The following is a 21,215-nucleotide window of genomic DNA, read 5'->3' on the forward strand; positions in this document are numbered from 1 at the left end:
ACGATGAGCGAGAGCCTCCTCCCGTCGTACGACGCCGAGACCATCCGCCGCCTCGACAAGGCCCACGTCTTCCACTCCTGGTCGGCCCAGGCGCAGATCGCGCCGCTGCCGGTCACCCGCGCGGAGGGCAGCTTCTTCTGGGACGCCGACGGCACGCGGTACCTCGACTTCTCCTCGCAGCTGGTCAACGTCAACATCGGCCACCAGCACCCGGCGATCATCGCCGCCATCCAGGAGCAGGCGGGCCGGCTGGCCACCCTCGCGCCCGGCTTCGGCAACGACGTCCGGGCCGAGGCCGCACGCCTGATCGCCGAGGTCGCACCCGGTGACCTCGACAAGGTCTTCTTCACCAACGGTGGGGCCGAGGCCAACGAGAACGCGATCCGGATGGCCCGCGTCCACACCGGCCGCCACAAGGTGCTGGCCGCCTACCGCAGCTACCACGGCGCCACCGCCGGCGCGATCGCGCTGACGGGCGACCCGCGTCGCTGGGCCTCCGAGCCCGGCATCTCCGGCGTGGTCCGCTACTGGGGTCCGTACCTCTACCGCTCGGCCTTCCACGCGAGCACCGAGGCCGAGGAGTGCGAGCGCGCGCTGTCGCACCTGCGCGACCTGGTCGCCGTCGAGGGTCCGCAGACCATCGCCGCGATCGTGCTCGAGACCGTGGTCGGCACCAACGGCATCCTCGTCCCGCCCGACGGCTACCTCGCCGGCGTCCGCGCGCTCTGCGACGAGTTCGGCATCGTGATGATCGCCGACGAGGTGATGGCGGGCTTCGCCCGGTGCGGCGAGTGGTTCGCGGTCGACCGGTGGGGCGTCGTACCGGACCTCATCACGTTCGCGAAGGGCGTGAACTCCGGCTACGTCCCCCTCGGCGGCGTCGTGATCTCCGAGCGGATCGCGGCCACCTTCGCCGACCGCGCGTTCCCCGGCGGCCTGACCTACTCCGGCCACCCGCTGGCCTGCGCGTCCGCGGTCGCCAGCATCCAGGTGATGCGCGAGGAGAAGGTCGTCGAGAATGCCCGCCGCCTCGGCGACGAGGTCTTCGGGCCTGCCCTGCGTGCCCTCGCCGAGAAGCACCCGAGCGTCGGCGAGGTCCGCGGCCTGGGGGCCTTCTGGGCCCTCGAGCTGGTCCGCGACCGTACGACGCGCGAGCCCCTCGTCCCGTTCAACGCCTCCGGCGCCGATGCCGCCCCGATGGCCGCCTTCGCCGCGGCCTGCAAGGCTGAAGGGCTGTGGCCGTTCGTGCACTTCAACCGGACGCACGTCGTCCCGCCGTGCACGATCTCCGACGAGGACGCCCTCGCCGGGATCGCGGTGCTGGACAGGGCGCTCGACCTCGCGGACGAGCACTACACCGGCGCCTGAACCGCCGGAGAAGGTCAGGAGTCGAAGCCCAGCCCCAGCCGGTCCAGCGTCCGCAACCACAGGTTCCGGCGCCCGGTGGCGTCCGCTCGGGCGGACGCCCACCGGGTGAGCTGGATGCCGGTCCAGGCCAGCGGCTCCGGGGGGAACGGCAACGGCTTGTCGCGGACCATGGCGAGCCGGGTGCGCTCGGTGTCCGCGCCGGCGAGCAGGTCGAGCATCACCTCGGCCGCGAAGCGGGAGGCGCCGACGCCGAGCCCGGTGAAGCCGGCGGCGTAGGCGACCCGGCCGCGCCGGGCCGTGCCGAAGAAGGCGCAGAAGCGGGTGCAGGTGTCGATCACGCCGCCCCAGCGGTGCGAGAAGCCGACGTCGGCGAGCTGCGGGAAGGTCTCGTAGAAGTGCTCCGCGAGGACCCGGTGGGTGGCGGGCCGCTGCTCGTGCTCGGGGGAGATGCCGCGGCCGAAGTGGTAGACGGCGTCGTACCCGCCCCAGAGGATGCGGTCGTCCGCGGTCAGCCGGTAGTAGTGGAAGAGGTTGCCGGAGTCGGCGACCCCGCAGCGCGCCTCCCACCCCACCGACGCGAGCTGCTCGGCCGTGAGCGGCTCGGTCGCGAGCACGTGGTCGTAGACCGGTACGACGCGCGCCGACACCCGGCGCAGCAGCCCCGGGAAGGCGTTGGTCGCCATCGCGACGCGGCGGGCGCGGATCGTCGTACCGTCGGCGGTGGTGGCCTCGACGGCACCCGACCGCCGGCGCAGCCGGGTGATCGAGGTGCCCTCCGCGACCCGCCCGCCGAGCGACTCGACCGCGTCGGCGAGGCCCCAGGCGAGGCGGGCCGGGTCGACCATCGCGCACCCCTCGGCGTCGAGGCGGCCGGCGAGGTAGGTGGGGGAGTCGACGAGTGCGCGCACGGCGGGGGCGTCGAGGAAGCCGTCGGTCGACGGCTCCAGCCCCGGCACCTCGTGCGCACGCGTCGCGACGGAGAGCTGCCCGCTGCGCCGGAAGTCGCAGTCGATGCCGTGGCGCGCCACCGCGGCCTCGATCGCCGCGAGGTTCTCGAGCCCGAGCCGCTCCAGCTCGTCGTACTCGTCGGGCCAGCGGTCGCGGCCGTTGTCCTCGCCGTGGGTCAGGCTGGCCTCGCAGAAGCCGCCGTTGCGGCCGGTGGCCTGCTCGGCGATCCGGTCGCGCTCGACGACGAGGACCGAGCGGCCGGGCTCGCGCTCGAGCGCTCCCAACGCCGTCCACAGGCCGGTGAAGCCACCGCCGACGACGAGCAGGTCGACGTCCAGCGGCGCGGTGACGGCCGGGCGCGGGGCAGGGCGGCCGGGCGTGTCGAGCCACAGCACCCGGGGTGCAGCGGCGTCGGCGCGGGCGTGGGCTTCGGAGGGACTCACTGCTCGCGCTGTCCCCACGGTGCGCCGTACTCCGTCAGCAGGTCGAGGAAGGGCACCGCGTCGAAGGCCTCGGGGCCCAGCACCCCGGCGCCCTGCCACACGTCGGTGGCGAGCAGCTCCAGGGCGACGACCGGGTTGACCGCGGTCTGCCAGACCACGCACTGGTGGCCGTACTCGCGCATCGACCACTCGTTGTCGACCACGTGGTAGAGGTACGTCGAGCGCGGCGCCCCATCCTTGCCGGTGCCGGTCACCCAGAGGCCGGCGCAGGTCTTGCCCGTCATCCGGGGGCCGATCGTCGCGGGATCGGGCAGCACCGCGGCGACCACGTCGCGCGGCGACACCTCGACCCCCTTCACCGTCACCTTCTCGGTCCGGTCGAGCCCGAGCGTGTGCAGCACCTTCAGGATGGTGATGAACTCCGCGCCCAGGCCGTACTTGAAGGTCGCCCGCCTGCAGTCGATCCAGCGGGGCATGAGGAGCACCTCCTCGTGCTCCACGTTGACGCACTCCACGGGCCCGATGCCCTCGGGGAAGTCGAACACCTCCGGCTCGCTGAACGGGGGAGTCGTGAACCAGCCGCCCCCGGGATTCGACACCGTCTTCTCCCAGACGACCGGCGGGTTGAGGCACTCCTCGATCGTGGTCCACATCGAGAACGACGGGGCGAAGACCTCGTTGCCGTCGTCGTCGGTGACGACCAGGTTCGCGCCGTCGCGGGTCCCGAGCTCGTCGATCTCCGAGAACAGGTGGTCGGCGGCGTACCGCGCGAAGACGTCGGACAGGCCCGGCTCCACGCCGATGCCGACCAGCGCCAGCCGGCCCGCCTGCTCCCAGGCCCCGGCGACCTCGAACTGCTCGTCGCCCAGCTTGACCCCCGTCCTCTCGTACGGCGCCTCGGGGTGCGGCCTCGACAGCGACATCGCCATGTCGAGGTAGTCCGCGCCGGCAGCGAAGGCCCCGTTGAAGACCGGCATGTCGAAGACCGGGTCGACCGCGTTCATCACGTGGCTGATCCGGTGCGTGCGGCACAACGCCGTCACCGACTCCGCGGAGGAGGCGTCGACCCGGGCCGCGGTGAACCGGGGATCGGTCGCGGCGGCCCGCTCGGCGCGCGCCAGGTCGAAGTCCGCGACGACGATCGCCTCGAAGAAGTCGCGGCGGGCAGCGATCGCGGCGAAGGCACCGCCGACGCCGCCGGCGCCGACCAGCAGGATCCTCATGGCCGTCACTCGCCCGTGTACGACATGACGTGCTTGATGCGCGTGTAGTCCTCGAGCCCGTACATCGACAGGTCCTTGCCGTAGCCGGAGTGCTTGAAGCCGCCGTGCGGCATCTCGGAGACGAACGGGATGTGGGTGTTGATCCACACCACGCCGAAGTCGAGACGCTTGGACATCCGCATCGCACGGGCGTGGTCCCTGGTCCACACGCTGGAGGACAGGCCGTACTGCACGCCGTTGGCGAAGCGCAGCGCCTCGGCCTCGTCGCCGAACTGCTGCACGGTGATGACCGGGCCGAAGATCTCCTGCTGCACCGCCTCGTCGTCCTGCCTCAGCCCGGACACGACCGTCGGCTCGAAGAAGTAGCCGCCCTCGCCGCCGGCCACCACCGGGCGGCCGCCGCCGGCCTGGATCGTCGCGTGGTCCGGGAGCCGGTCGACCATGCCGCTGACACGAGCCAGCTGGTCGGGGTTGTTGAGGGCGCCGTACAGGACGTCGGGGTCGTCGGGCATGCCGGTGCGGGTGCTGCGCGCCTGCTCGGCGAGCGCGGCGACGAGCTCGTCGTGGATGCCCGCGGACGCGAGCACGCGGGTCGCGGCGGTGCAGTCCTGGCCGGCGTTGAAGTAGCCGGCGCCGGCGATCGCCTCGGCCGCGGCGGCCACGTCGGCGTCGTCGAACACGACGACCGGCGCCTTGCCGCCCAGCTCCAGGTGGACCCGCTTGAGGTCGGTCGCGGCGGAGGCCGCGACCTCCATCCCGGCGCGGACCGAGCCGGTGATCGCGACCAGCTGCGGGGTCGGGTGCTCGACGAGCGCGCGCCCGGTGGTGCGGTCACCGCAGACGACGTTGAGGACGCCCGGCGGGAGGAACTCGCCTGCGACCTCGGCCAGCAGAACGGTGCTCGCGGGCGTCGTGTCGCTCGGCTTGAGGACGATCGTGTTGCCCGCCGCCAGGGCCGGCGCGATCTTCCAGATCGCCATCATCAGCGGATAGTTCCACGGCGTCACCTGGGCGACCACGCCGATCGGCTCGCGCCGGATCCACGAGGTGTGGTCGGCGAGGTACTCGCCCGCGCTGCGCCCCTCCAGCACCCGCGCGGCGCCGGCGAAGAAGCGCAGCTCGTCGACGCTCGGCGGCATCTCCTCGTCGCGGGTGATGCCGATCGGCTTGCCGGTGTTCTCGGACTCGACCTGCACGAACTCCTCGGCCCGGTCCTCGATGGCCTGCGCGATCCGCAGCAGCGCCTCCTGCCGCTCCTTGGGCGTGGTGTCGCCCCACCCGTCGAAGGCCCTGTCGGCGGCGCGCATCGCGCGGTCGACGTCCTCCGCGCCACTGGAAGGGGCGGTCGTGTAGGCCTGGCCGGTCGCGGGGTTCACGACGTCGTACGTCGCTCCGGAGGCCGCGTCGACGAGCGCGCCGTCGATCAGGTTGCGCAGGGGGGTCATGCGGCGGAGCCTAGCCAGCATCTCGACAGCAGGAAAGGACTCTGGCGACGAAATCCGTAGCAATCTCTCGTTACAGCCACGAAATCCCTTGCTCATCGTGCCGATGCGGGGGAAGATGTCGACCGTGTACGACGAATCCGCGCACAGCGCCCTCCAGCAGTCCGCACGGGACCACCTGTGGATGCACTTCACCCGCATGTCGTCCTACGACACCGCCGACGTCCCCGTCATCGTGCGGGGTGAGGGCGCCTACGTCTGGGACGCGCAGGGTCGCAAGTACCTCGACGCGCTGGGCGGGCTCTTCGTCAGCCAGCTCGGCCACGGTCGTACCGACCTCGCCGAGGCGGCGGCCAAGCAGGCCTCCGAGCTGGCCTTCTTCCCGCTGTGGTCCTACGCCCACCCGACCGCGATCGAGCTCGCGGCCAAGATCGCGGGCTACGCGCCCGGCGACCTGAACCGGGTCTTCTTCACCTCCGGCGGCGGCGAGGCCGTCGAGTCCGCGTGGAAGCTCGCCAAAAACTTCTTCAAGCTCACCGGCAAGCCGCTCAAGCACAAGGTGATCAGCCGCTCGATCGCGTACCACGGCACCACCCACGGCGCCCTGTCGATCACCGGCCTGCCCGGCCTCAAGGCGCCCTTCGAGCCGCTCGTGCCCTCGACCTTCCGGGTGCCGAACACCAACGCCTACCGCGCCTCCGAGATGACCGGTGGCTTCCTCGACGGCTCCGACCCGAAGGCCTTCGGCCGCTGGGCCGCCGACCAGATCGCGGTCGCCATCGAGAACGAGGGTCCCGACACCGTCGCCGCCGTCTTCCTCGAGCCGGTGCAGAACGCCGGTGGCTGCTTCCCGCCGCCGCCGGGCTACTTCGACCGGGTGCGCGAGATCTGCGACGAGTACGACGTGCTCCTGGTCTCGGACGAGGTGATCTGCGCCTACGGCCGCCTCGGCCACATGTTCGGTGCCGAGCGCTACGGCTACCAGCCCGACATCATCACCTCCGCCAAGGGCATCACGTCCGGCTACGCCCCGCTGGGCGCCATGATCGCCAGCGACCGGATCTACGAGCCCTTCGCCCACGGCACCGAGACCTTCCTGCACGGCTACACCTTCGGCGGCCACCCGGTCTCGACCGCGGTCGCGCTGAAGAACTTCGAGATCTTCGAGAACGAGAAGATCAACGAGGGCGTGCGCGAGCGCGAGGGCGCCTTCCGCGGCACCCTGGAGAAGCTGCTCGACCTGCCGATCGTCGGCGACGTCCGCGGCGACGGTTTCTTCTACGGCATCGAGCTGGTCAAGGACAAGGCGACCAAGGAGACCTTCGACGAGGCCGAGTCCGAGCGCTTGCTGCGCGGCTTCCTCTCCAAGGCGCTCTACGACGCCGGGCTCTACTGCCGCGCCGACGACCGCGGCGACCCGGTCATCCAGCTCTCCCCGCCGCTGATCTGCGACCAGTCGCACTTCGACGAGATCGAGCAGAAGCTCCGCGCCGTGCTCACCGAGGCGGCCACCCTGCTCTAGGAGCACCACGAACCGGGGNACCGGACGGGCCCCTGCCGCGCGACGAGTGGGTCAGCGCGGCAGGGGCCCGTTTCGTTCGTCCACCGGCGAGGGCTCAGGCGGGCTGCTTCCTCCGCGCGGCCAGCNNNNATGTTGCCGACGACGATGGTCAGCGAGATCAGGAACATGATCGTGCCGATGACGTTGACCTGCATCGGTACGCCGCGCTGGCTCACGCCCCAGACGTACATCGGGAAGGTGACGGTCTGCCCGGCGTTGAGGTTGGTGATGATGAAGTCGTCGAAGGACAGCGAGAAGCTGAGCAGCGCCGCGGCGGCGATGCCGGGGAAGACCAGCGGGAAGGTGATCCGCCAGAAGGTGGTGGCCTCGTTGGCGTAGAGGTCCATCGCGGCCTGCTCGAGGTTGCCGTCGAGGCCGGCCAGGCGGGCCTTCACGGTGACGATCACGAAGGACAGGCAGAACATCACGTGCGCGATGAAGATCGTGACCAGGCCGAGCTTGCCGCCGAAGCCGAACGAGACGAAGAGCGCGAGGAGCGAGGAGCCCATCACGATCTCGGGGGAGGCCATCGGCAGGAAGATGATCGTGTTCATCGCCGACCGGCCGCGGAAGTCGTGGCGGACCAGTGCGAAGGACGCGAGGGTGCCGAGGATGGTGGCGACGAGGGTGGCGGCGAGGCCGATGCCGATGCTGCGGACCACCGCCTCGCACATCCCGTCGGGCTGGCACATGTTGGTCCAGTTGTGCCAGGTGAAGCCGCGGAAGGCGTAGACGTTCCGCGACTCGCTGTTGTCGTTGAAGCTCATCAGCATCACGACGGCGATCGGCACGAACATGTAGACCAGTACCAGGAGGCCGGCGGCCAGGATCAGGTGCTCGCCGATCCACCGCCCGATGCGCTGCAAGCCGCTCACAGCAGCTCCTCCGTCCCCGCCTTGCGGATGTAGATCACGACGAGCCCCACGATGATCGCCATCAGGGTGACCGAGAGGGCGCCCGCGGCGGCGTAGTCGCCGGTGTCGGTGAACAGGTCCTGGATGACGTTGCCGACCATCCGCTGGTTGGTGCTGCCGAGCAGCTGGGCGTTGATGTAGTCGCCGGCTGCCGGGATGAAGGTCAGGAGCGTGCCCGCGACGAGGCCGGGCATCGACAGGGGCAGCGTGACCTTGAGGAAGCCGCGGGTGGGGGAGGCGTACAGGTCGCTCGCTGCCTCGACCAGCCGGCCGTCGATCTTCTCCAGGCTGGCGTAGAGCGGCAGCACCATGAACGGCAGGAAGTTGTAGACCAGGCCGGCGATCACCGCGACCGGGGTCGCCAGGAGGCGGCCGTCCTCGCCCATCAGGTGCAGGGTCTGCAGGGTGTCCACGACGAAGCCGTCGTCGGCGAGGATCAGCTTCCAGGACAGGGTCCGGACGAGGAAGCTGGTGAAGAAGGGCGCGATCACCAGCACCAGCAGGAAGTTGCGCCACCGGCCGGCCTTGAACGCGATCGCGTAGGCGAGCAGGTAGCCGAGCGCGGCGCAGATCAGCGTCGCGGCGCCGGCGTACCAGAGCGAGCGGAACAGCTCGTCCCAGTGCTCGCTGATCGCGTCCCAGAAGTTCGCGACGTGGTAGGTCACGTCGTACCCGGTCAGGACCGAGCCCTCCGGGTCGTAGAGGCTGGTCGCGAGCAGCGAGTAGAACGGGATGACGAAGAAGACGCCGAGCCACAGGGCCGCTGGCAGCATCAGCCAGTAGCCGGTGAAGCGGCCCCTGCGCATCAGACCTCCTCCAGGGCGCCGGCGTTGACGTCCTGGTCCGCAGGCAGGAGGAAGGCGAACTCGGGGCGCCAGGACAGGTCGACCTTGGTGCCGTGCTCGAGGATCGCGCGGCGCCCGGTGTTCTGCTCGAAGGCCATCAGCTCCTGTCCCCAGGGCATCTGGACGAGGTACTGCGTGCTGACGCCGACGAAGCTGACGTCGGTGATGACACCGCCGGGCAGGTGGTTGCCGGGAGCGTCGATCGGCTCGCCCGCCGGCGCGACGAGCACCTTCTCCGGCCGGATGCCGATCCAGCCGTTGCCGGACCGGGTGTGGGCGCGGTCCGCGGGGATGGAGACCTGGGTGCCGTGCATGTCGACCCGTACGACGTCGCCCTCGCCGCTCGTCACGGTTCCCGCGATCAGGTTCGACTGACCGAGGAAGTTGGCGACGAAGGTGGTGCGGGGGTTCTCGTAGAGCTCGGTGGGGGAGCCCATCTGCTCGATGACGCCGCCGTTCATGACCGCGATGGTGTCGGCCATGGTCATGGCCTCCTCCTGGTCGTGGGTGACGTGCACGAAGGTGAGGCCGACCTCGGTCTGGATCCGCTTGAGCTCGATCTGCATCGCGCGGCGCAGCTTGAGGTCGAGCGCGCCGAGCGGCTCGTCGAGGAGCAGCACCTCGGGCCGGTTGATCAGTGCCCGGGCGAGGGCGACGCGCTGCTGCTGGCCGCCCGACATCTGCGGCGGCTTCTTGCGTGCCTGCCCCTCCAGTTCGACGAGCTCGAGCATCTCCCGGACCTGCTGGTCGACGTCCTTGACGCCACGGCGGCGCAGGCCGAAGGCGACGTTCTCGTGGATGTCGAGGTGGGGGAAGAGCGCGTAGTTCTGGAAGACCGTGTTGACCGGGCGCCGGTAGGGCTTCTCCCAGGTGATCTCGTCGCCGCCGAGGTGGATCGAGCCCGACGTCGGCGTCTCCAGCCCGGCGACCATCCGCAGCGTGGTCGTCTTGCCGCAGCCCGAGGGGCCGAGCAGGGCGAAGAAGGAGCCGGCCGGCACCTCCAGGTCGAGGGAGCGCACCGCGGTGAAGGTCGCGAACTCCTTGGTGAGCGCGGTCAGCCGGAGGTTGCGAGCCCCTCCGGAGATGGCAGAGTCAGCCGCCAGAGACATCGGCGAAATCCTTTTCGTAGGCGCGGACCTGGAACTCCTCGAGGGCCATGAACGAGTGCGTCGTGGCCAGGGACTTCGCATCCGGGAAGATCAGCGGGTTGTCGACGAGGCTCGGGTCGACCTTCTCCATCGCCTCCTGGGCGCCCTTGACCGGGCAGATGTACCAGACGTACGCGGCGAGCTTCGCCGCCACCTCGGGCTCGTAGTAGTAGTTGATCCACTCCTCGGCGTTGCCCTGGTGGGACGCGAGGTTGGGCACGAGCATGTTGTCGGCCCAGATCATCTGGCCCTCCTCGGGCGCGACGAAGACGATGTTGGGGTCCTCGGCCGCGGCCACGTCGCCGGACCACGCCTCGCAGGCGAGCACGTTGCCGGCCGCGAGGTCCTGGATGTAGTCGTTGCCGGTGAAGGCGCGGATCTGGCCGTCCTTGCGCGCCCTGCTCACCGCGTCGAGGGCGTTGTCCCACTCGTCGGGGGTGAACTGCGCCGGGTCGGCGCCCTGGGACAGCAGGGCGAGGCCCATCGTGTCGCGCATCTCGGTGAGCAGCGTGACGCGACCCTTGAGGTCCTTGCGGGTGAGCAGCTCCTCGAAGGTGCGCACGTCCTTGACCTTGGACTTGTTGTAGGCGATCCCGGTCAGGCCGCTCTGCCACGGCGCGGAGTACTTCCGCTCCGGGTCCCAGCCGACGCCGGCGAGCGAGTCGATCAGGTTGGCATGCAGGTTCGGCACCTTGCTGGCGTCCAGCGGCTGGATCCAGCCGATCTGGATCATCCGCGCCGCCATCCAGTCGGTCAGCATGAACATGTCGCGCTTCGAGGTCTCGCACGAGCCGAGCTGGTTGACGACCTTGGCGAAGAACTCGAGGTTGTCGTTGACGTCGGCCGTGTAGTCGACCTTGATGCCCGTCCGCTTCTGGAACTCGGTGAGCGTCGAGACGTAGCCCTCGTCGTCCTCGTCCATGTAGCCCGGCCAGTTCGAGACGATCAGGCGACGCTCGGAGTCGGACAGGTCGCGTGTGGTGCACGACGCCGGGTCCTGCTTGCGGTCGGGGGTGCCGAAGAGCGGCAGTACGCCGAGGCTGGCAGCCCCGAGGGCAAGGCCCGCTCCACCGCGCAGAGCAGTCCTGCGGCTGATCCCGGACGAGCCGGCCAAACTCCCACCTCCTGGAAACGGTCTGCGCATCGTGACATGAGGCAGGTCACATGACAAGGGATTCCGTGGTCTGTTGACGAGAATGCAACGAAATCCGAACGTGGGCGTTGCGTGGGACGGGTGGGACCTGTGAGGATCCGGGGGTGAGCAAGCCCAAGGCCGCCCCGCTGGACGACGTCTCCAAGGCGATCATCGCCGAGCTGCAGGAGGACGGACGGCGCTCGTACGCCGCGATCGGCAAGGCGGTCGGCCTCTCGGAGGCGGCCGTGCGCCAGCGGGTGCAGCGCCTCGTCGACAGCGGTGTCATGCAGGTCGTCGCGGTCACGGACCCGATCGAGATGGGCTTCGCCCGCCAGGCGATGATCGGCATCCGCGCCACCGGCGCGCTGGAGCCGATCGCCGACGCCCTCGCAGCCCTCGACGACGTCGACTACGTCGTGATCACGGCCGGGTCCTACGACGTCCTCGCGGAGGTCGTCGCGGAGAGCGACGAGCACCTGCTGCAGATCATCTCGAGCGGCATCCGGACCATCCCGGGCGTGCTGTCGACGGAGACGCTCGTCTACCTCAGCCTGCGCAAACAGACCTACTCGTGGGGCGTGCGCTGACCGGCGTACCCCTCGGTGGCCGCTTCCGGCCAACCTTGCTCTGAAACGTTCCAATCCCCAGCGCCGATCCGTAGTGTCGCGCGTCACAGCCACTGTCCCTGTGCTGCTGTGACCACCGCTCTACTCGGAGGAATGCGACTCATGGGTCGACTCACGTCCCGGGGGATCCCCCTGCTCGCCGGCGCTGCCTCGGCAGCCGCCACCCTTGCCCTGACCGTCGGCGTCACGCCGTCCGGGCCTGCCGACGCCGGCCCGGTGCGCGGCCCGGCAGCGCACGCGGACGGCTTCGACCCGGTCGCCTTCGCCGACCCGCCGCCGGAGAGCCGGCCGATGATCTACTGGTACTGGACCGGCACGGTCACGCCCGCGGTCGTGGACGCCCAGATGGCCGAGATGCGCGCCAAGGGCATCCACGAGGCCGTCCTCTTCCCCTACGGCGGCGCCGGCATGCAGCCCGCCTACTTCACCGAGGGCTGGTTCGACATCGTCGAGCACGTGCTCCGCGAGGCGCAGCGCACCGACATGAGGATCTGGCTCTTCAACGACAGCAACTTCCCGAGCGGCAAGGCCGGCGGCATCATCGCCAACGGCGGCAAGGTGGGGGACAAGACCTACGAGCCGAGCCCGCAGCTGCGGCTCAAGGCCCTGCAGCGCTCGACCCGGGTGGTCGAGGGGCCGGCCACGATCGACCCCAACGAGTCCAGCGGCCTCAGCGTCGCCGAGGGCCGCCTGGTCGTGGACGCCGCGATCCGCGAGGGCATGCACCCGCTCGTGGCCGGTGCGGCCTGGACCGACTACACCGTCACAGGCAAGGTGCGGCTGACCGCGTCCGGTGCCCAGCTCGTCGTCCGTGCGTCGGCCGACGGGACGAAGGGCTACCTCGTCGACGTCGACGTGAAGGGCCGCGCCAGCGTCTGGCGCCTCGACGGGGCGAACCGCACCCGGCTCACGCAGGGCGTTCCGGCTCCGGGCTTCCACCCGCGCAACGAGCAGACGATCACCGTCACGGTCACGGGCGACCGGATCGCGCCGGTGATCAACAAGACCGTGCAGCCGGTCGCGGTCGACGCGACGTACCCCACCGGAGCGCCGGCCGTCAGTGCCGAGTACGGCGGCGAGGGCATCGAGGACGCGGTGCCCGGCCTGCAGCGGGTGTCGTGGAACGGCCTGTCCGTCACGACGCCGGCCGGCCAGGAGCTGTGGTCGGACACCTTCGACGACGCCAGCGACCTCGACGAGTGGGGTGGCCCGCTGGTCCGGATCGACGGCGCCGTCGCCGCCGCGGCGCGACCCGACGGGTCGACCGACGCGGCCGAGCTGGTCGAGCTGACCCCGAACCTGGGTACCGGCGCCTGGCAGGTGCCCGCCGGACGCTGGCAGGTCGACACCTACGGCAAGGCCGTGCTGACCGACGACTCCAGTGGCTACCACCGCGGCTACCTCGACCTGCTCGACCCGGTCGCGACCGACCGCCTGTTCGAGGTGGCGCAGGGTGAGTACGTCCGCCGGTTCGGGTGGGCGATGGGCACCGTGGTCCCCGGGTTCTGGGACGACGAGCCGTTCATCTCCTCGGCGGAGCCGTGGCCGTTCAAGCGGCTGCCGTGGTCGGCCAGCCTCGAGGACCTCGTGACGCAGGCCGGCTCGACGCCGGGCGTCGCCTACACGGCCGCCTTCGAGGAGCTCGGCCGGACGGGGGAGCAGTACTCCGGGGCGTACTGGAGGGCCGTCAACAACGCCTTCGCCACCCACTACTTCCAGCGCCAGGCGGGCTGGATGGCGGACCGCGGGCTGCAGCTGATCACCAACCCGCTCCTCGACGAGGACAGCCCCCAGAAGCGGATGCACAGCACCGGCGACCTGTCCAAGGACAACCAGTACGCCCAGGTGCCGGGCACCGACATGATCACCTCCGACTACGTCGCCGGGAAGCAGACCATGCTCGGCCGCAACGCCGCCGCGTCCGCCCATGCCAGCGGCGCCGAGCGCGCGCTGTCCGAGGTGTTCGGCAACTCCGGGTGGGGCGTGGCGCCCGAGTTCATCCACCAGACCGTCGGCGCCCTGACGACGCGGGGCATCAACGACTACGCGCTGCACGCGATGTGGACCGACGAGCAGCAGATCTTCTTCGCCCCGCCGTTCGGGCCCGCCAGCACCTACTGGGACGCGATGGGTGACGTCGACGCGTGGATCGGCCGGGTCAGCGAGCTGGCCCGCGGCACCTCCCTCGCCCGGACCGCCCTGCTGCAGCCGCAGCGGGCGGCCGAGCAGACCCGTACCAGCGACGCCGAGCACCGACTGGACGCGGACCTGAGCGGTACGGCGTACGCCCTCGAGCGCGGCCAGGTCGACTTCGACATGGTCAGCGACGGTGCCTTCGCCGGCGACCCGCACACCCGCTACCACGCGAAGCCGTCGGCCGGCCGGCTGCACGTCGGCGCCGCGTCGTACGACATGGTGGTGGTGCCGAGGACCCCGGTGCTCGACCTCGAGACCGTCGAGACCCTCGCCGGGCTGGTCGGCTCCGGGGGCCGGGTCGTGGTCGTCGGGCCGCTGCCGACGCACGAGGCGAAGGGCCGTGACGCTCGCCTGGCCGCAGCGCTCGACGAGCTGTTCGGTGGCGCGACGTCGTCCTGGACGCGTCACCAGGCCGGTCGGGTCGCGGTCGTCGACGACGTCGCATCGCTCGGCGCGCTGAGCCGTGAGGCGGACGCCGCGGCGGCGGTGCTGTCGCCCGCCGCGCCGGCGGTGCGCGTGCTGCGGACCGGTCGTGACGGCGACGTCGCGTTCCTGGTCAACAACGAGAGCGGCCAGCCGGTGCGCACCAGCGCCAGCCTGCCGGTCGACGGTGTGCCCGAGCTGTGGGACCTGCGGTCGGGGAGGACCGCCCTCGCGGCGACGTACGACGACGCGGGCCACGACGAGACCACGGTCCCGCTCGAGCTCGACCCCTACGAGACCGTGGCGATCGTGTTCCGCAAGGGCACGAAGGCCGCGCCGCACCTGACGGGGGCGGTCGTCGCGCAGGACGTCACGCGTGACGGCGGCGCGCTCTCCGCGACCGTGCTGAGCGACCAGCCGGGGACCTTCCCCGTGGTCGGCCAGGACCTCGGCCGGGTGTTTCGGGGCACGGCGACCGTGCGCGACGCGCTGCAGCCGATCGCCCTGGCCGGACCGTGGACGATCCAGCTCGAGCGCGCCGGTGAGGCCGCCCGGCCCACGGAGCTGGGCTCGTGGACGGTGACCGACCCGAAGTTCTCCGGCAGTGCGACGTACCGGACGTCGATCGACCTCACCGCCGCCGAGCGGCACGGCCGGCGCCTGCTGCTCGACCTGGGGCAGGTGCGCGACCTCGCGCAGGTGACCGTGAACGGCACGGTCCTGCCGCGAGCGCTCTGGAGCCCATACGTCGTCGACGTCACCGACGCCCTGCGGACCGGGAGCAACTCCATCGCGGTGCGGGTGACCAACACGCTGCTCAACACGCGCAGCAAGACCCCGCCGCCGTCGGGCCTGCTCGGTCCGGTGGTCCTGCGCCCGCAGGCGGTGGTGGACGTGCGGCTGCGGTAGGACTCCGCGGTTCGGAGGACCACCAGCTGGGGCGTCCCGACAACGACGAGTTCTTCCGGTCGCTCGGGCTCGGGAACTGGCGCGACGTCGTCAGTTGCGCTTGGGCGCAACTTCTGCGGGTGCTTGTGGCAGCACGCGGACACCGGTGGCCGAGAAGGCGTAGCTGGCCAGCTGCTGCTCGGCGCGCTCGAGGGTGAGCGAGGAGTTGCGGGCCAGCAGGTGCAGGCCCAGGGCGTCCTCGAGGGCCACGAAGTTGCGCGCGATCACGTCGGCGGCGTCGGTCAGGGTGAACGTGCCGAGGGCGGCGCCGACCTCGAGGACCGCGGTGTAGAGCGACACCTCGCGGTCGAAGAGGAGGGTCATCAAGGTGGCGTGCATCGGGCTCCGGCTGGCGCTGACCGAGATCTCGTCGAGCACCTGGCTCAGCAGCAGGTCCTTGCCCCGTGGCAGGCCGGAGTACAGCAGCCGGGCGAGCTTGTCGGTGGGGGAGAGGTCGCCCTCGATGTCGCGCTGGCGGGACCAGTAGTAGCGGTCGGTCGCGGCCTGGTGGGCGGCCTCGATCAGGCTCTCGAGCTCGGGGTAGTAGTAGGCGACCAGGCGCGGCGAGATGTCCGCCGCCTCGGCGATGTTCTTCATCGTCGCGCCGGCGAGGCCGTGGGCGGCGATCGTCTCGAGGGTGGCCGCGATGAGGTGCTCGCGTCGCGCCGCCTGGTCCTTGCGTCGTGCCATGGGCCCACCGTAGCGCCTGGCGGAATTCCGTGGGACGAGCATTGACAGCCGGTGTGCCCTGGGTCATATTTGCGGTGCAGCGCAAAGAAAGGACTATTCGTGCGCACTCACCAGGACTGGGTCCGGGAGGCCGGCAAGGCCACCCTCCACACCCTCCCGTTCGTCGGCGGCCGCTTCATCGAGGCGGGGGAGGAGACCTTCGAGAACCGGAACCCCGCCAACGGCGCGCTGCTGGCCGACGTCGCCGACGCCGGTGCCGCCGGTGTCGACCGGGCCGTGCGGGCCGCGCGGGAGGCGTTCGACGCCGGCTCGTGGAGCCGCGCCGGCGCGTCGTACCGCCGTGGGCGGATGCTGCGCTTCGCCGACCTGCTGGCCGAGCACGCCGCCGAGCTCGCGGTGCTCGACTCCCTCGACATGGGCAAGCGGGTCGTGGACGCCCACGACCTCGACCTGCCGTTCTCGGTCGACCTCTTCCGCTACTACGCCGAGGCGATCGACAAGATCAACGACGAGGTCGCCCCCACCCCGCCCGGTACGACGGCCCTCGTCCGCCGCGTCCCGCTCGGTGTCGTCGGCGCGGTCGTCCCGTGGAACTACCCCGTCGACATGCTGGCGTGGAAGGTCGCCCCCGCGATGGCCGCGGGCAACAGCGTCGTGCTCAAGCCGGCCGAGCAGTCGCCGTCCTCCGCCCTGCGGATCGCGGAGCTGGCCGCCGAGGCCGGCATCCCCGACGGCGTCCTCAACGTGGTCCCCGGCCTCGGCGAGACGACCGGTCGCGCGCTCGGCCTGCACCCCGACGTCGACGTGCTCGCCTTCACCGGCTCCACCGAGGTCGGTCGCCACTTCCTCCAGTACGCCGGCCAGTCGAACCTCAAGCAGGTCTGGCTCGAGTGCGGCGGCAAGAGCCCGCACCTGGTCTTCGCCGACGCCGAGGACCTGGCCGCGACCGCCCGGGCGACCGCCTTCGGCATCTGGTTCAACCAGGGGGCGGTGTGCTCGGCCCACTCCCGCGTCCTCGTCCAGCGCGAGGTGCACGAGGAGTTCGTGGCCCTGGTCGCCGCCGAGGCAGCGTCGTACACGCCCGGCGACCCGCTCGACCCGGCCGCCGGGATGGGGGCGGTCGTCTCGCCGGAGCAGACCGACCAGGTCATGCGGTTCATCGACGGCGCCCGTGCGTCCGGCGCCCGCCTCGTCACCGGCGGCGAGCGGATCACCCGTGACGGCAGCGACTGCTACGTCCAGCCGACCGTCTTCGACGGTGTCGACCCGGCCTCGGAGCTGGCCCGCGAGGAGGTCTTCGGGCCGGTGCTGGCGGTGACCCCCTTCGCCACCGAGGACGAAGCGCTCGCCCTGGCCAACGACACGGCGTACGGCCTGGCCGCCTCCGTCGCGACCAGCAACCTCGGCCGCGCCCACCGCCTCGCCGACCGGATCCACGCCGGCACGGTCACCGTCAACGGCGTCGACGCCTTCAGTGCGTGGACGCCCTTCGGAGGGTTCAAGGGCTCGGGCTTCGGCCGCGACCTCTCCCTCCACGCCCTCGACAAGTACGTCGGTCTCAAGACCGTATGGATCAACCACTGATGGCCACCGAGGCCAGGACCCAGGGGACACCGTCATGACCCAGACCAACCGACCGACCGAGCTGGCGGCCGAGCAGCAGGCGCTGCTCCACAAGACGCTCGGCCGCTTCGACATCATCTTCCTGCTGATCGCCGCGGTGGTCGGCCTCGAGACACTCGGGCAGGTCTCCCTGTTCGGCGCCGAGGCGTTCACCTGGGCGCTCGTGCTCGCCGTGTTCTTCCTCGTGCCCTACGGCCTGATCTTCGCCGAGACCGGCGCCGCGTTCAGCGAGGAGGGCGGCGCCTACACCTGGGTCCGCGACGCCTTCGGGCGGCCTGCGGCCGCGGTCGCCGCGATCCTGACGTGGATCACCCAGCCGGTGTGGGTCGGCGGCTCGATGGCGTTCATCGCCGCCGAGACGTTCAGCACCTACCTCACCCCGCTGGAGGAGGGCTCCTTCGGCGACTACCTCTTCAAGATCGTCTTCATCTGGATCACCGTGCTCGCCGCCGTCGTCAGCCTGCGCAAGGGCAAGTGGCTGCCCACCAGCGGCGCCCTGCTCAAGATCGGCCTGCTCGCGTTCTTCGTCCTCACGACCGGCGTGTACGCCGCGCAGAACGGCGTCGTCGGACTGTCCCTCGGCGACTTCAGCCCGACGCTGCTCGGCCTCTTCGGGTCCGTCCCGATCCTGCTCTTCGCCTACCTCGGCTTCGAGTCCGGCAACAGCGCGGCGGGGGAGATGAAGAACCCCGCCCGCGACGTCCCGGTCTCGATCTTCCGGTCCTGCGCCACCGCCGCGGTGTGCTACCTGATCCCGATCTTCGCGATCCTGCTCGTCGTACCGTCCGACGACATCACCGGCATCGGCGGCTTCCTCGACGCGGTCGGCACCGTCTACTCGGTGTACGGCGGAGCGGCGGACGCCCTGCTCAAGATCACCGCTGTCGTCTTCATCTACATCCTGATGAGCCAGGGCGCCTCGTGGATGATCATCTCGGACCGGATGCAGGCCATGACGGCCGCGGACGGCTCGTTCTTCGGCGGGTTCTTCGGCCGCTTCCACGCCGGCCTGGGCACGCCCGTGCGGGTCAACATGCTGTCGGGAGTCGTGGGCACCGCGTTCATGCTGGCCGCGATGCAGATGACGGGCTCCGGTGCCGACGTCTTCGGCGTCGTGCTGACCATCTCGATCTCGACCTTCCTGCTGAGCTACCTGCTGGTCATCCCTGCGGCGATCCGGCTGCGCACGCTCTACCCCGAGCGCGAGCGCCCCTTCCGGGTGCCGGTCTCCGACCGCCAGTTCGCAGTCCTCGGCTGGACCGCCTTCGCCTGGGTCCTGCTCGGCTCGTGGGTCGCCGTCTTCCCGGGCACCCTGGAGCGGCTCTTCGGCGAGGACTACCCGTTCACGGAGTACTGGGGCGTCAGCCAGACCACCTTCGAGGTGTTCACGCTGGGCACGCTCGCCTTCCTGCTCGCCCTCTGCGCCCTCGGCTACGTGCTCGGCGCCCCCGTCCGCGCCTCCGGCGCCACCATCACCCCCTCGGTGCCGCCCGCCGAGCCCGCCGAGGAGATCGCCCGATGACCGATCAGCCCACCGTCGCTGCGCCGTACGACGTCCTGTTCGAGCCGGTCCGGATCGGCCCGTTCACGACGAAGAACCGCTTCTACCAGGTGCCCCACTGCAACGGCATGGGCTACCGCGACCCCAGCGCGCAGGCCTCGATGCGCCGGATCAAGGCCGAGGGCGGCTGGTCGGTCGTGTGCACCGAGCAGGTCGAGATCCACGCGACCTCCGACATCGCGCCGTTCATCGAGCTGCGGATCTGGGACGACCAGGACCTGCCGGCCCTGAAGCGGATCGCCGACGCGATCCACGAGGGCGGCGGCCTGGCCGGCATCGAGCTGGCCCACAACGGCATGAACGCGCCGAACCAGCTCAGTCGCGAGACCCCGCTCGGGCCCGGCCACCTGCCCGTCGCCCCCGACACGATCGCGCCGATCCAGGCGCGGGCGATGACGAAGCAGGACATCGACGACCTGCGGCGGTGGCACCGCAACGCCGTACGACGGTCGATCGAGGCGGGCTACGACATCGTCTACGTGTACGGCGCCCACGGCTACAGCGGCGTCCACCACTTCCTCTCCCAGCGCTACAACCAGCGCACCGACGAGTACGGCGGCTCGCTCGAGAACCGCATGCGGCTGCTGAAGGAGCTCCTGGAGGACACCCTCGAGGAGTGCGCCGGACGAGCCGCCGTGGCCTGCCGGATCACGGTCGAGGAGGAGATCGACGGCGGCATCACCCGCGAGGACATCGAGGGCGTGCTGCGCGAGCTCGGCGAGCTGCCGGACCTGTGGGACTTCGCGATGGGCAGCTGGGAGGGCGACTCGGTCACCTCGCGGTTCGCGCCCGAGGGCCGCCAGGAGGAGTTCGTCGCCGGCCTGAAGAAGCTCACCACCAAGCCAGTGGTCGGCGTCGGCCGGTTCACGTCGCCGGACGCGATGGTGCGCCAGATCAAGGCCGGGATCCTCGACCTGATCGGCGCCGCGCGCCCGTCGATCGCGGACCCGTTCCTGCCGAACAAGATCCGCGACGGCAAGCTCAACCTCATCCGCGAGTGCATCGGCTGCAACATCTGCGTCTCCGGCGACCTCACCATGTCGCCGATCCGCTGCACCCAGAACCCGAGCATGGGCGAGGAGTGGCGCCGGGGCTGGCACCCCGAGCGGATCCGCGCCAAGGAGAGCGACAGCCAGGTCCTCGTCGTCGGCGCCGGCCCGGCCGGGCTCGAGGCCGCGCGTGCCCTCGGCGTCCGCGGGTACGACGTCGCGCTGGTCGAGGCGCGCCGCGACCTCGGCGGCCGGGTCACCCAGGAGTCGGCACTGCCCGGGCTGTCCGCGTGGGGCCGGGTCAGGGAGTACCGCGAGGCGGCCCTGGCCGAGCTCCCGAACGTGGAGATCTACCGCGAGAGCCCGATGAGCGCCGACGACATCGTCGAGTTCGGGTTCCAGCACGTGCTGGTCGCCACCGGCTCCACCTGGCGCACCGACGGCGTGGCCCGCTTCCACACCACGCCGCTCCCGATCGCCGAGGGCGCCCAGGTGCTCGGGCCCGACGACCTCTTCGCCGGCCGGCTCCCGTCCGGGAAGAAGGTCGTCGTCTACGACGACGACCACTACTACCTCGGCGGCGTCGTCGCCGAACTGCTCGCCCAGAAGGGCCACGAGGTCTCGATCGTCACCACCGCCTCGCAGGTCTCGGCGTGGACCAACAACACCTTCGAGGTCAACCGGATCCAGCGCCGCCTCATCGAGAACGGCGTCACCCGCGTCACCGACCACGCCGTGGTCGCCGTCGGCGCGGGTGGCGTGACGGTCCGCGACGTCTACGCCGGCGTGGAGCGCGACCTCGACTGCGACGCCGTCGTGATGGTCACCGCCCGCCTGCCCAAGGAGGAGCTCTACCTCGAGCTCGTCGCGCGTCGCGACGCCGGCGAGCTGCTCTCGGTCCGCGGCATCGGCGACGCCTGGGCGCCCGGCACCATCGCCGCCGCCGTGTGGTCGGGGCGCCGCGCCGCCGAGGAGTTCGACGCCGTGCTGCCTTCGAACGACGTCGTACCCTTCCGGCGAGAGGTCACCCAGCTGGCGTGAGGCGCAACCGTGCCAGCTGGGGCTCAGAGCCACACCCCGGGACTCCTCCGCAGGAGCCCGGGGTGTGGTGCATTTCCCCACGAACCGTGCG

Annotated in this window: 14 protein-coding genes and 1 pseudogene; 7 read left to right on the plus strand and 8 right to left on the minus strand. The window is 70.9% G+C overall.

Features of this window, described 5'->3' with window-relative positions; all coding sequences use genetic code 11:
- Nucleotides 1–3 precede the first annotated feature (3 nt).
- Nucleotides 4–1,368, plus strand: coding sequence for an aspartate aminotransferase family protein (locus tag ASE20_RS03805; RefSeq protein WP_056893213.1), 1,365 nt, complete (start codon nucleotides 4–6; stop codon nucleotides 1,366–1,368).
- Nucleotides 1,369–1,382: 14 nt separating this feature from the next.
- Here ASE20_RS03805 and ASE20_RS03810 read toward each other — a convergent pair whose 3' ends face one another.
- Genes ASE20_RS03810 through ASE20_RS03820 form a run of 3 tightly spaced genes read right to left on the minus strand, consistent with a single transcriptional unit; the run spans nucleotide 1,383 to nucleotide 5,427 of the window.
- Nucleotides 1,383–2,759 (minus strand): NAD(P)/FAD-dependent oxidoreductase, encoded by a 1,377-nt coding sequence (locus ASE20_RS03810; protein WP_056893214.1) that lies wholly within the window; start codon nucleotides 2,757–2,759, stop codon nucleotides 1,383–1,385.
- Entirely contained in the window at nucleotides 2,756–3,982 is a 1,227-nt protein-coding gene (locus ASE20_RS03815; protein WP_056893215.1) for a saccharopine dehydrogenase family protein, read from the minus strand. The genes ASE20_RS03810 and ASE20_RS03815 overlap by 4 nt, the downstream gene beginning before the upstream one ends.
- 5 nt (nucleotides 3,983–3,987) lie before the next feature.
- Nucleotides 3,988–5,427, minus strand: a complete 1,440-nt coding sequence (locus ASE20_RS03820; protein ID WP_056893216.1) for a gamma-aminobutyraldehyde dehydrogenase — start codon at nucleotides 5,425–5,427, stop codon at nucleotides 3,988–3,990.
- Nucleotides 5,428–5,551: 124 nt separating this feature from the next.
- Between ASE20_RS03820 and ASE20_RS03825 the strand changes: the two genes are divergently transcribed.
- Nucleotides 5,552–6,946: an aspartate aminotransferase family protein gene (locus tag ASE20_RS03825; protein ID WP_225869204.1), complete on the plus strand. Its 1,395-nt coding sequence runs from the start codon at nucleotides 5,552–5,554 to the stop codon at nucleotides 6,944–6,946.
- Between the two features lie 129 nt (nucleotides 6,947–7,075).
- On the opposite strand, the pseudogene ASE20_RS25430 reads toward ASE20_RS03825, so the two are convergent.
- The 4 genes and pseudogenes from ASE20_RS25430 to ASE20_RS03845 form a co-directional block, all read right to left on the minus strand.
- Nucleotides 7,076–7,782 (minus strand): annotated as a pseudogene (locus tag ASE20_RS25430) (ABC transporter permease); the annotation flags it as partial.
- Between the two features lie 74 nt (nucleotides 7,783–7,856).
- Nucleotides 7,857–8,705: an ABC transporter permease gene (locus ASE20_RS03835; protein ID WP_056893217.1), complete on the minus strand. Its 849-nt coding sequence runs from the start codon at nucleotides 8,703–8,705 to the stop codon at nucleotides 7,857–7,859.
- Nucleotides 8,705–9,853, minus strand: a complete 1,149-nt coding sequence (locus ASE20_RS03840; protein ID WP_056893218.1) for an ABC transporter ATP-binding protein — start codon at nucleotides 9,851–9,853, stop codon at nucleotides 8,705–8,707. The genes ASE20_RS03835 and ASE20_RS03840 overlap by 1 nt, the downstream gene beginning before the upstream one ends.
- Nucleotides 9,837–11,006 carry a spermidine/putrescine ABC transporter substrate-binding protein gene (locus tag ASE20_RS03845; RefSeq protein ID WP_225869206.1) on the minus strand — a complete coding sequence of 390 codons (1,170 nt, stop codon included), beginning with the start codon at nucleotides 11,004–11,006 and terminating at the stop codon, nucleotides 9,837–9,839. The genes ASE20_RS03840 and ASE20_RS03845 overlap by 17 nt, the downstream gene beginning before the upstream one ends.
- A gap of 167 nt (nucleotides 11,007–11,173) precedes the next feature.
- On the opposite strand from ASE20_RS03845, the gene ASE20_RS03850 reads away from it, so the two are divergent.
- Both ASE20_RS03850 and ASE20_RS03855 read left to right on the plus strand, forming a co-directional pair.
- Nucleotides 11,174–11,614, plus strand: coding sequence for an Lrp/AsnC family transcriptional regulator (locus ASE20_RS03850; protein ID WP_412778606.1), 441 nt, complete (start codon nucleotides 11,174–11,176; stop codon nucleotides 11,612–11,614).
- 141 nt (nucleotides 11,615–11,755) lie between these two features.
- Nucleotides 11,756–15,181 carry a glycosylhydrolase-like jelly roll fold domain-containing protein gene (locus ASE20_RS03855; RefSeq protein WP_056893221.1) on the plus strand — a complete coding sequence of 1,142 codons (3,426 nt, stop codon included), beginning with the start codon at nucleotides 11,756–11,758 and terminating at the stop codon, nucleotides 15,179–15,181.
- Between the two features lie 90 nt (nucleotides 15,182–15,271).
- Here ASE20_RS03855 and ASE20_RS03860 read toward each other — a convergent pair whose 3' ends face one another.
- On the minus strand, nucleotides 15,272–15,910 hold the full coding sequence (locus ASE20_RS03860) for a TetR/AcrR family transcriptional regulator (RefSeq protein ID WP_056893222.1): 639 nt from the start codon (nucleotides 15,908–15,910) through the stop codon (nucleotides 15,272–15,274).
- A gap of 99 nt (nucleotides 15,911–16,009) precedes the next feature.
- On the opposite strand from ASE20_RS03860, the gene ASE20_RS03865 reads away from it, so the two are divergent.
- From ASE20_RS03865 to ASE20_RS03875, 3 genes are read left to right on the plus strand one after another with little or no spacing between them, the layout of a single operon-like run.
- On the plus strand, nucleotides 16,010–17,494 hold the full coding sequence (locus tag ASE20_RS03865) for an aldehyde dehydrogenase (RefSeq protein ID WP_056893223.1): 1,485 nt from the start codon (nucleotides 16,010–16,012) through the stop codon (nucleotides 17,492–17,494).
- Nucleotides 17,495–17,528: 34 nt separating this feature from the next.
- Nucleotides 17,529–19,055, plus strand: coding sequence for an APC family permease (locus ASE20_RS03870; protein WP_056893224.1), 1,527 nt, complete (start codon nucleotides 17,529–17,531; stop codon nucleotides 19,053–19,055).
- The gene (locus ASE20_RS03875; RefSeq protein WP_056893225.1) at nucleotides 19,052–21,124 is read left to right on the plus strand and encodes an FAD-dependent oxidoreductase; all 2,073 of its coding nucleotides are present in this window, start codon (nucleotides 19,052–19,054) and stop codon (nucleotides 21,122–21,124) included. The genes ASE20_RS03870 and ASE20_RS03875 overlap by 4 nt, the downstream gene beginning before the upstream one ends.
- The last annotated feature ends 91 nt before the right edge of the window (nucleotides 21,125–21,215 follow it).

Origin of the sequence: Nocardioides sp. Root240, assembly GCF_001428825.1 — a bacterium.
GTDB lineage: Bacteria > Actinomycetota > Actinomycetes > Propionibacteriales > Nocardioidaceae > Nocardioides.

Excerpts from the sequence above, each read along its gene's own strand:
- ASE20_RS03815 (WP_056893215.1), bottom strand. The coding sequence starts at position 3,982 with ATGAGGATCCTGCTGGTCGGCGCCGGCGGCGTCGGCGGTGCCTTCGCC.
- ASE20_RS03835 (WP_056893217.1), bottom strand. The coding sequence starts at position 8,705 with ATGCGCAGGGGCCGCTTCACCGGCTACTGGCTGATGCTGCCAGCGGCC.
- ASE20_RS03870 (WP_056893224.1), top strand. The coding sequence starts at position 17,529 with ATGACCCAGACCAACCGACCGACCGAGCTGGCGGCCGAGCAGCAGGCG.
- ASE20_RS03840 (WP_056893218.1), bottom strand. The coding sequence starts at position 9,853 with ATGTCTCTGGCGGCTGACTCTGCCATCTCCGGAGGGGCTCGCAACCTC.
- ASE20_RS03860 (WP_056893222.1), bottom strand. The coding sequence starts at position 15,910 with ATGGCACGACGCAAGGACCAGGCGGCGCGACGCGAGCACCTCATCGCG.
- ASE20_RS03820 (WP_056893216.1), bottom strand. The coding sequence starts at position 5,427 with ATGACCCCCCTGCGCAACCTGATCGACGGCGCGCTCGTCGACGCGGCC.
- ASE20_RS03875 (WP_056893225.1), top strand. The coding sequence starts at position 19,052 with ATGACCGATCAGCCCACCGTCGCTGCGCCGTACGACGTCCTGTTCGAG.
- ASE20_RS03855 (WP_056893221.1), top strand. The coding sequence starts at position 11,756 with ATGGGTCGACTCACGTCCCGGGGGATCCCCCTGCTCGCCGGCGCTGCC.
- ASE20_RS03805 (WP_056893213.1), top strand. The coding sequence starts at position 4 with ATGAGCGAGAGCCTCCTCCCGTCGTACGACGCCGAGACCATCCGCCGC.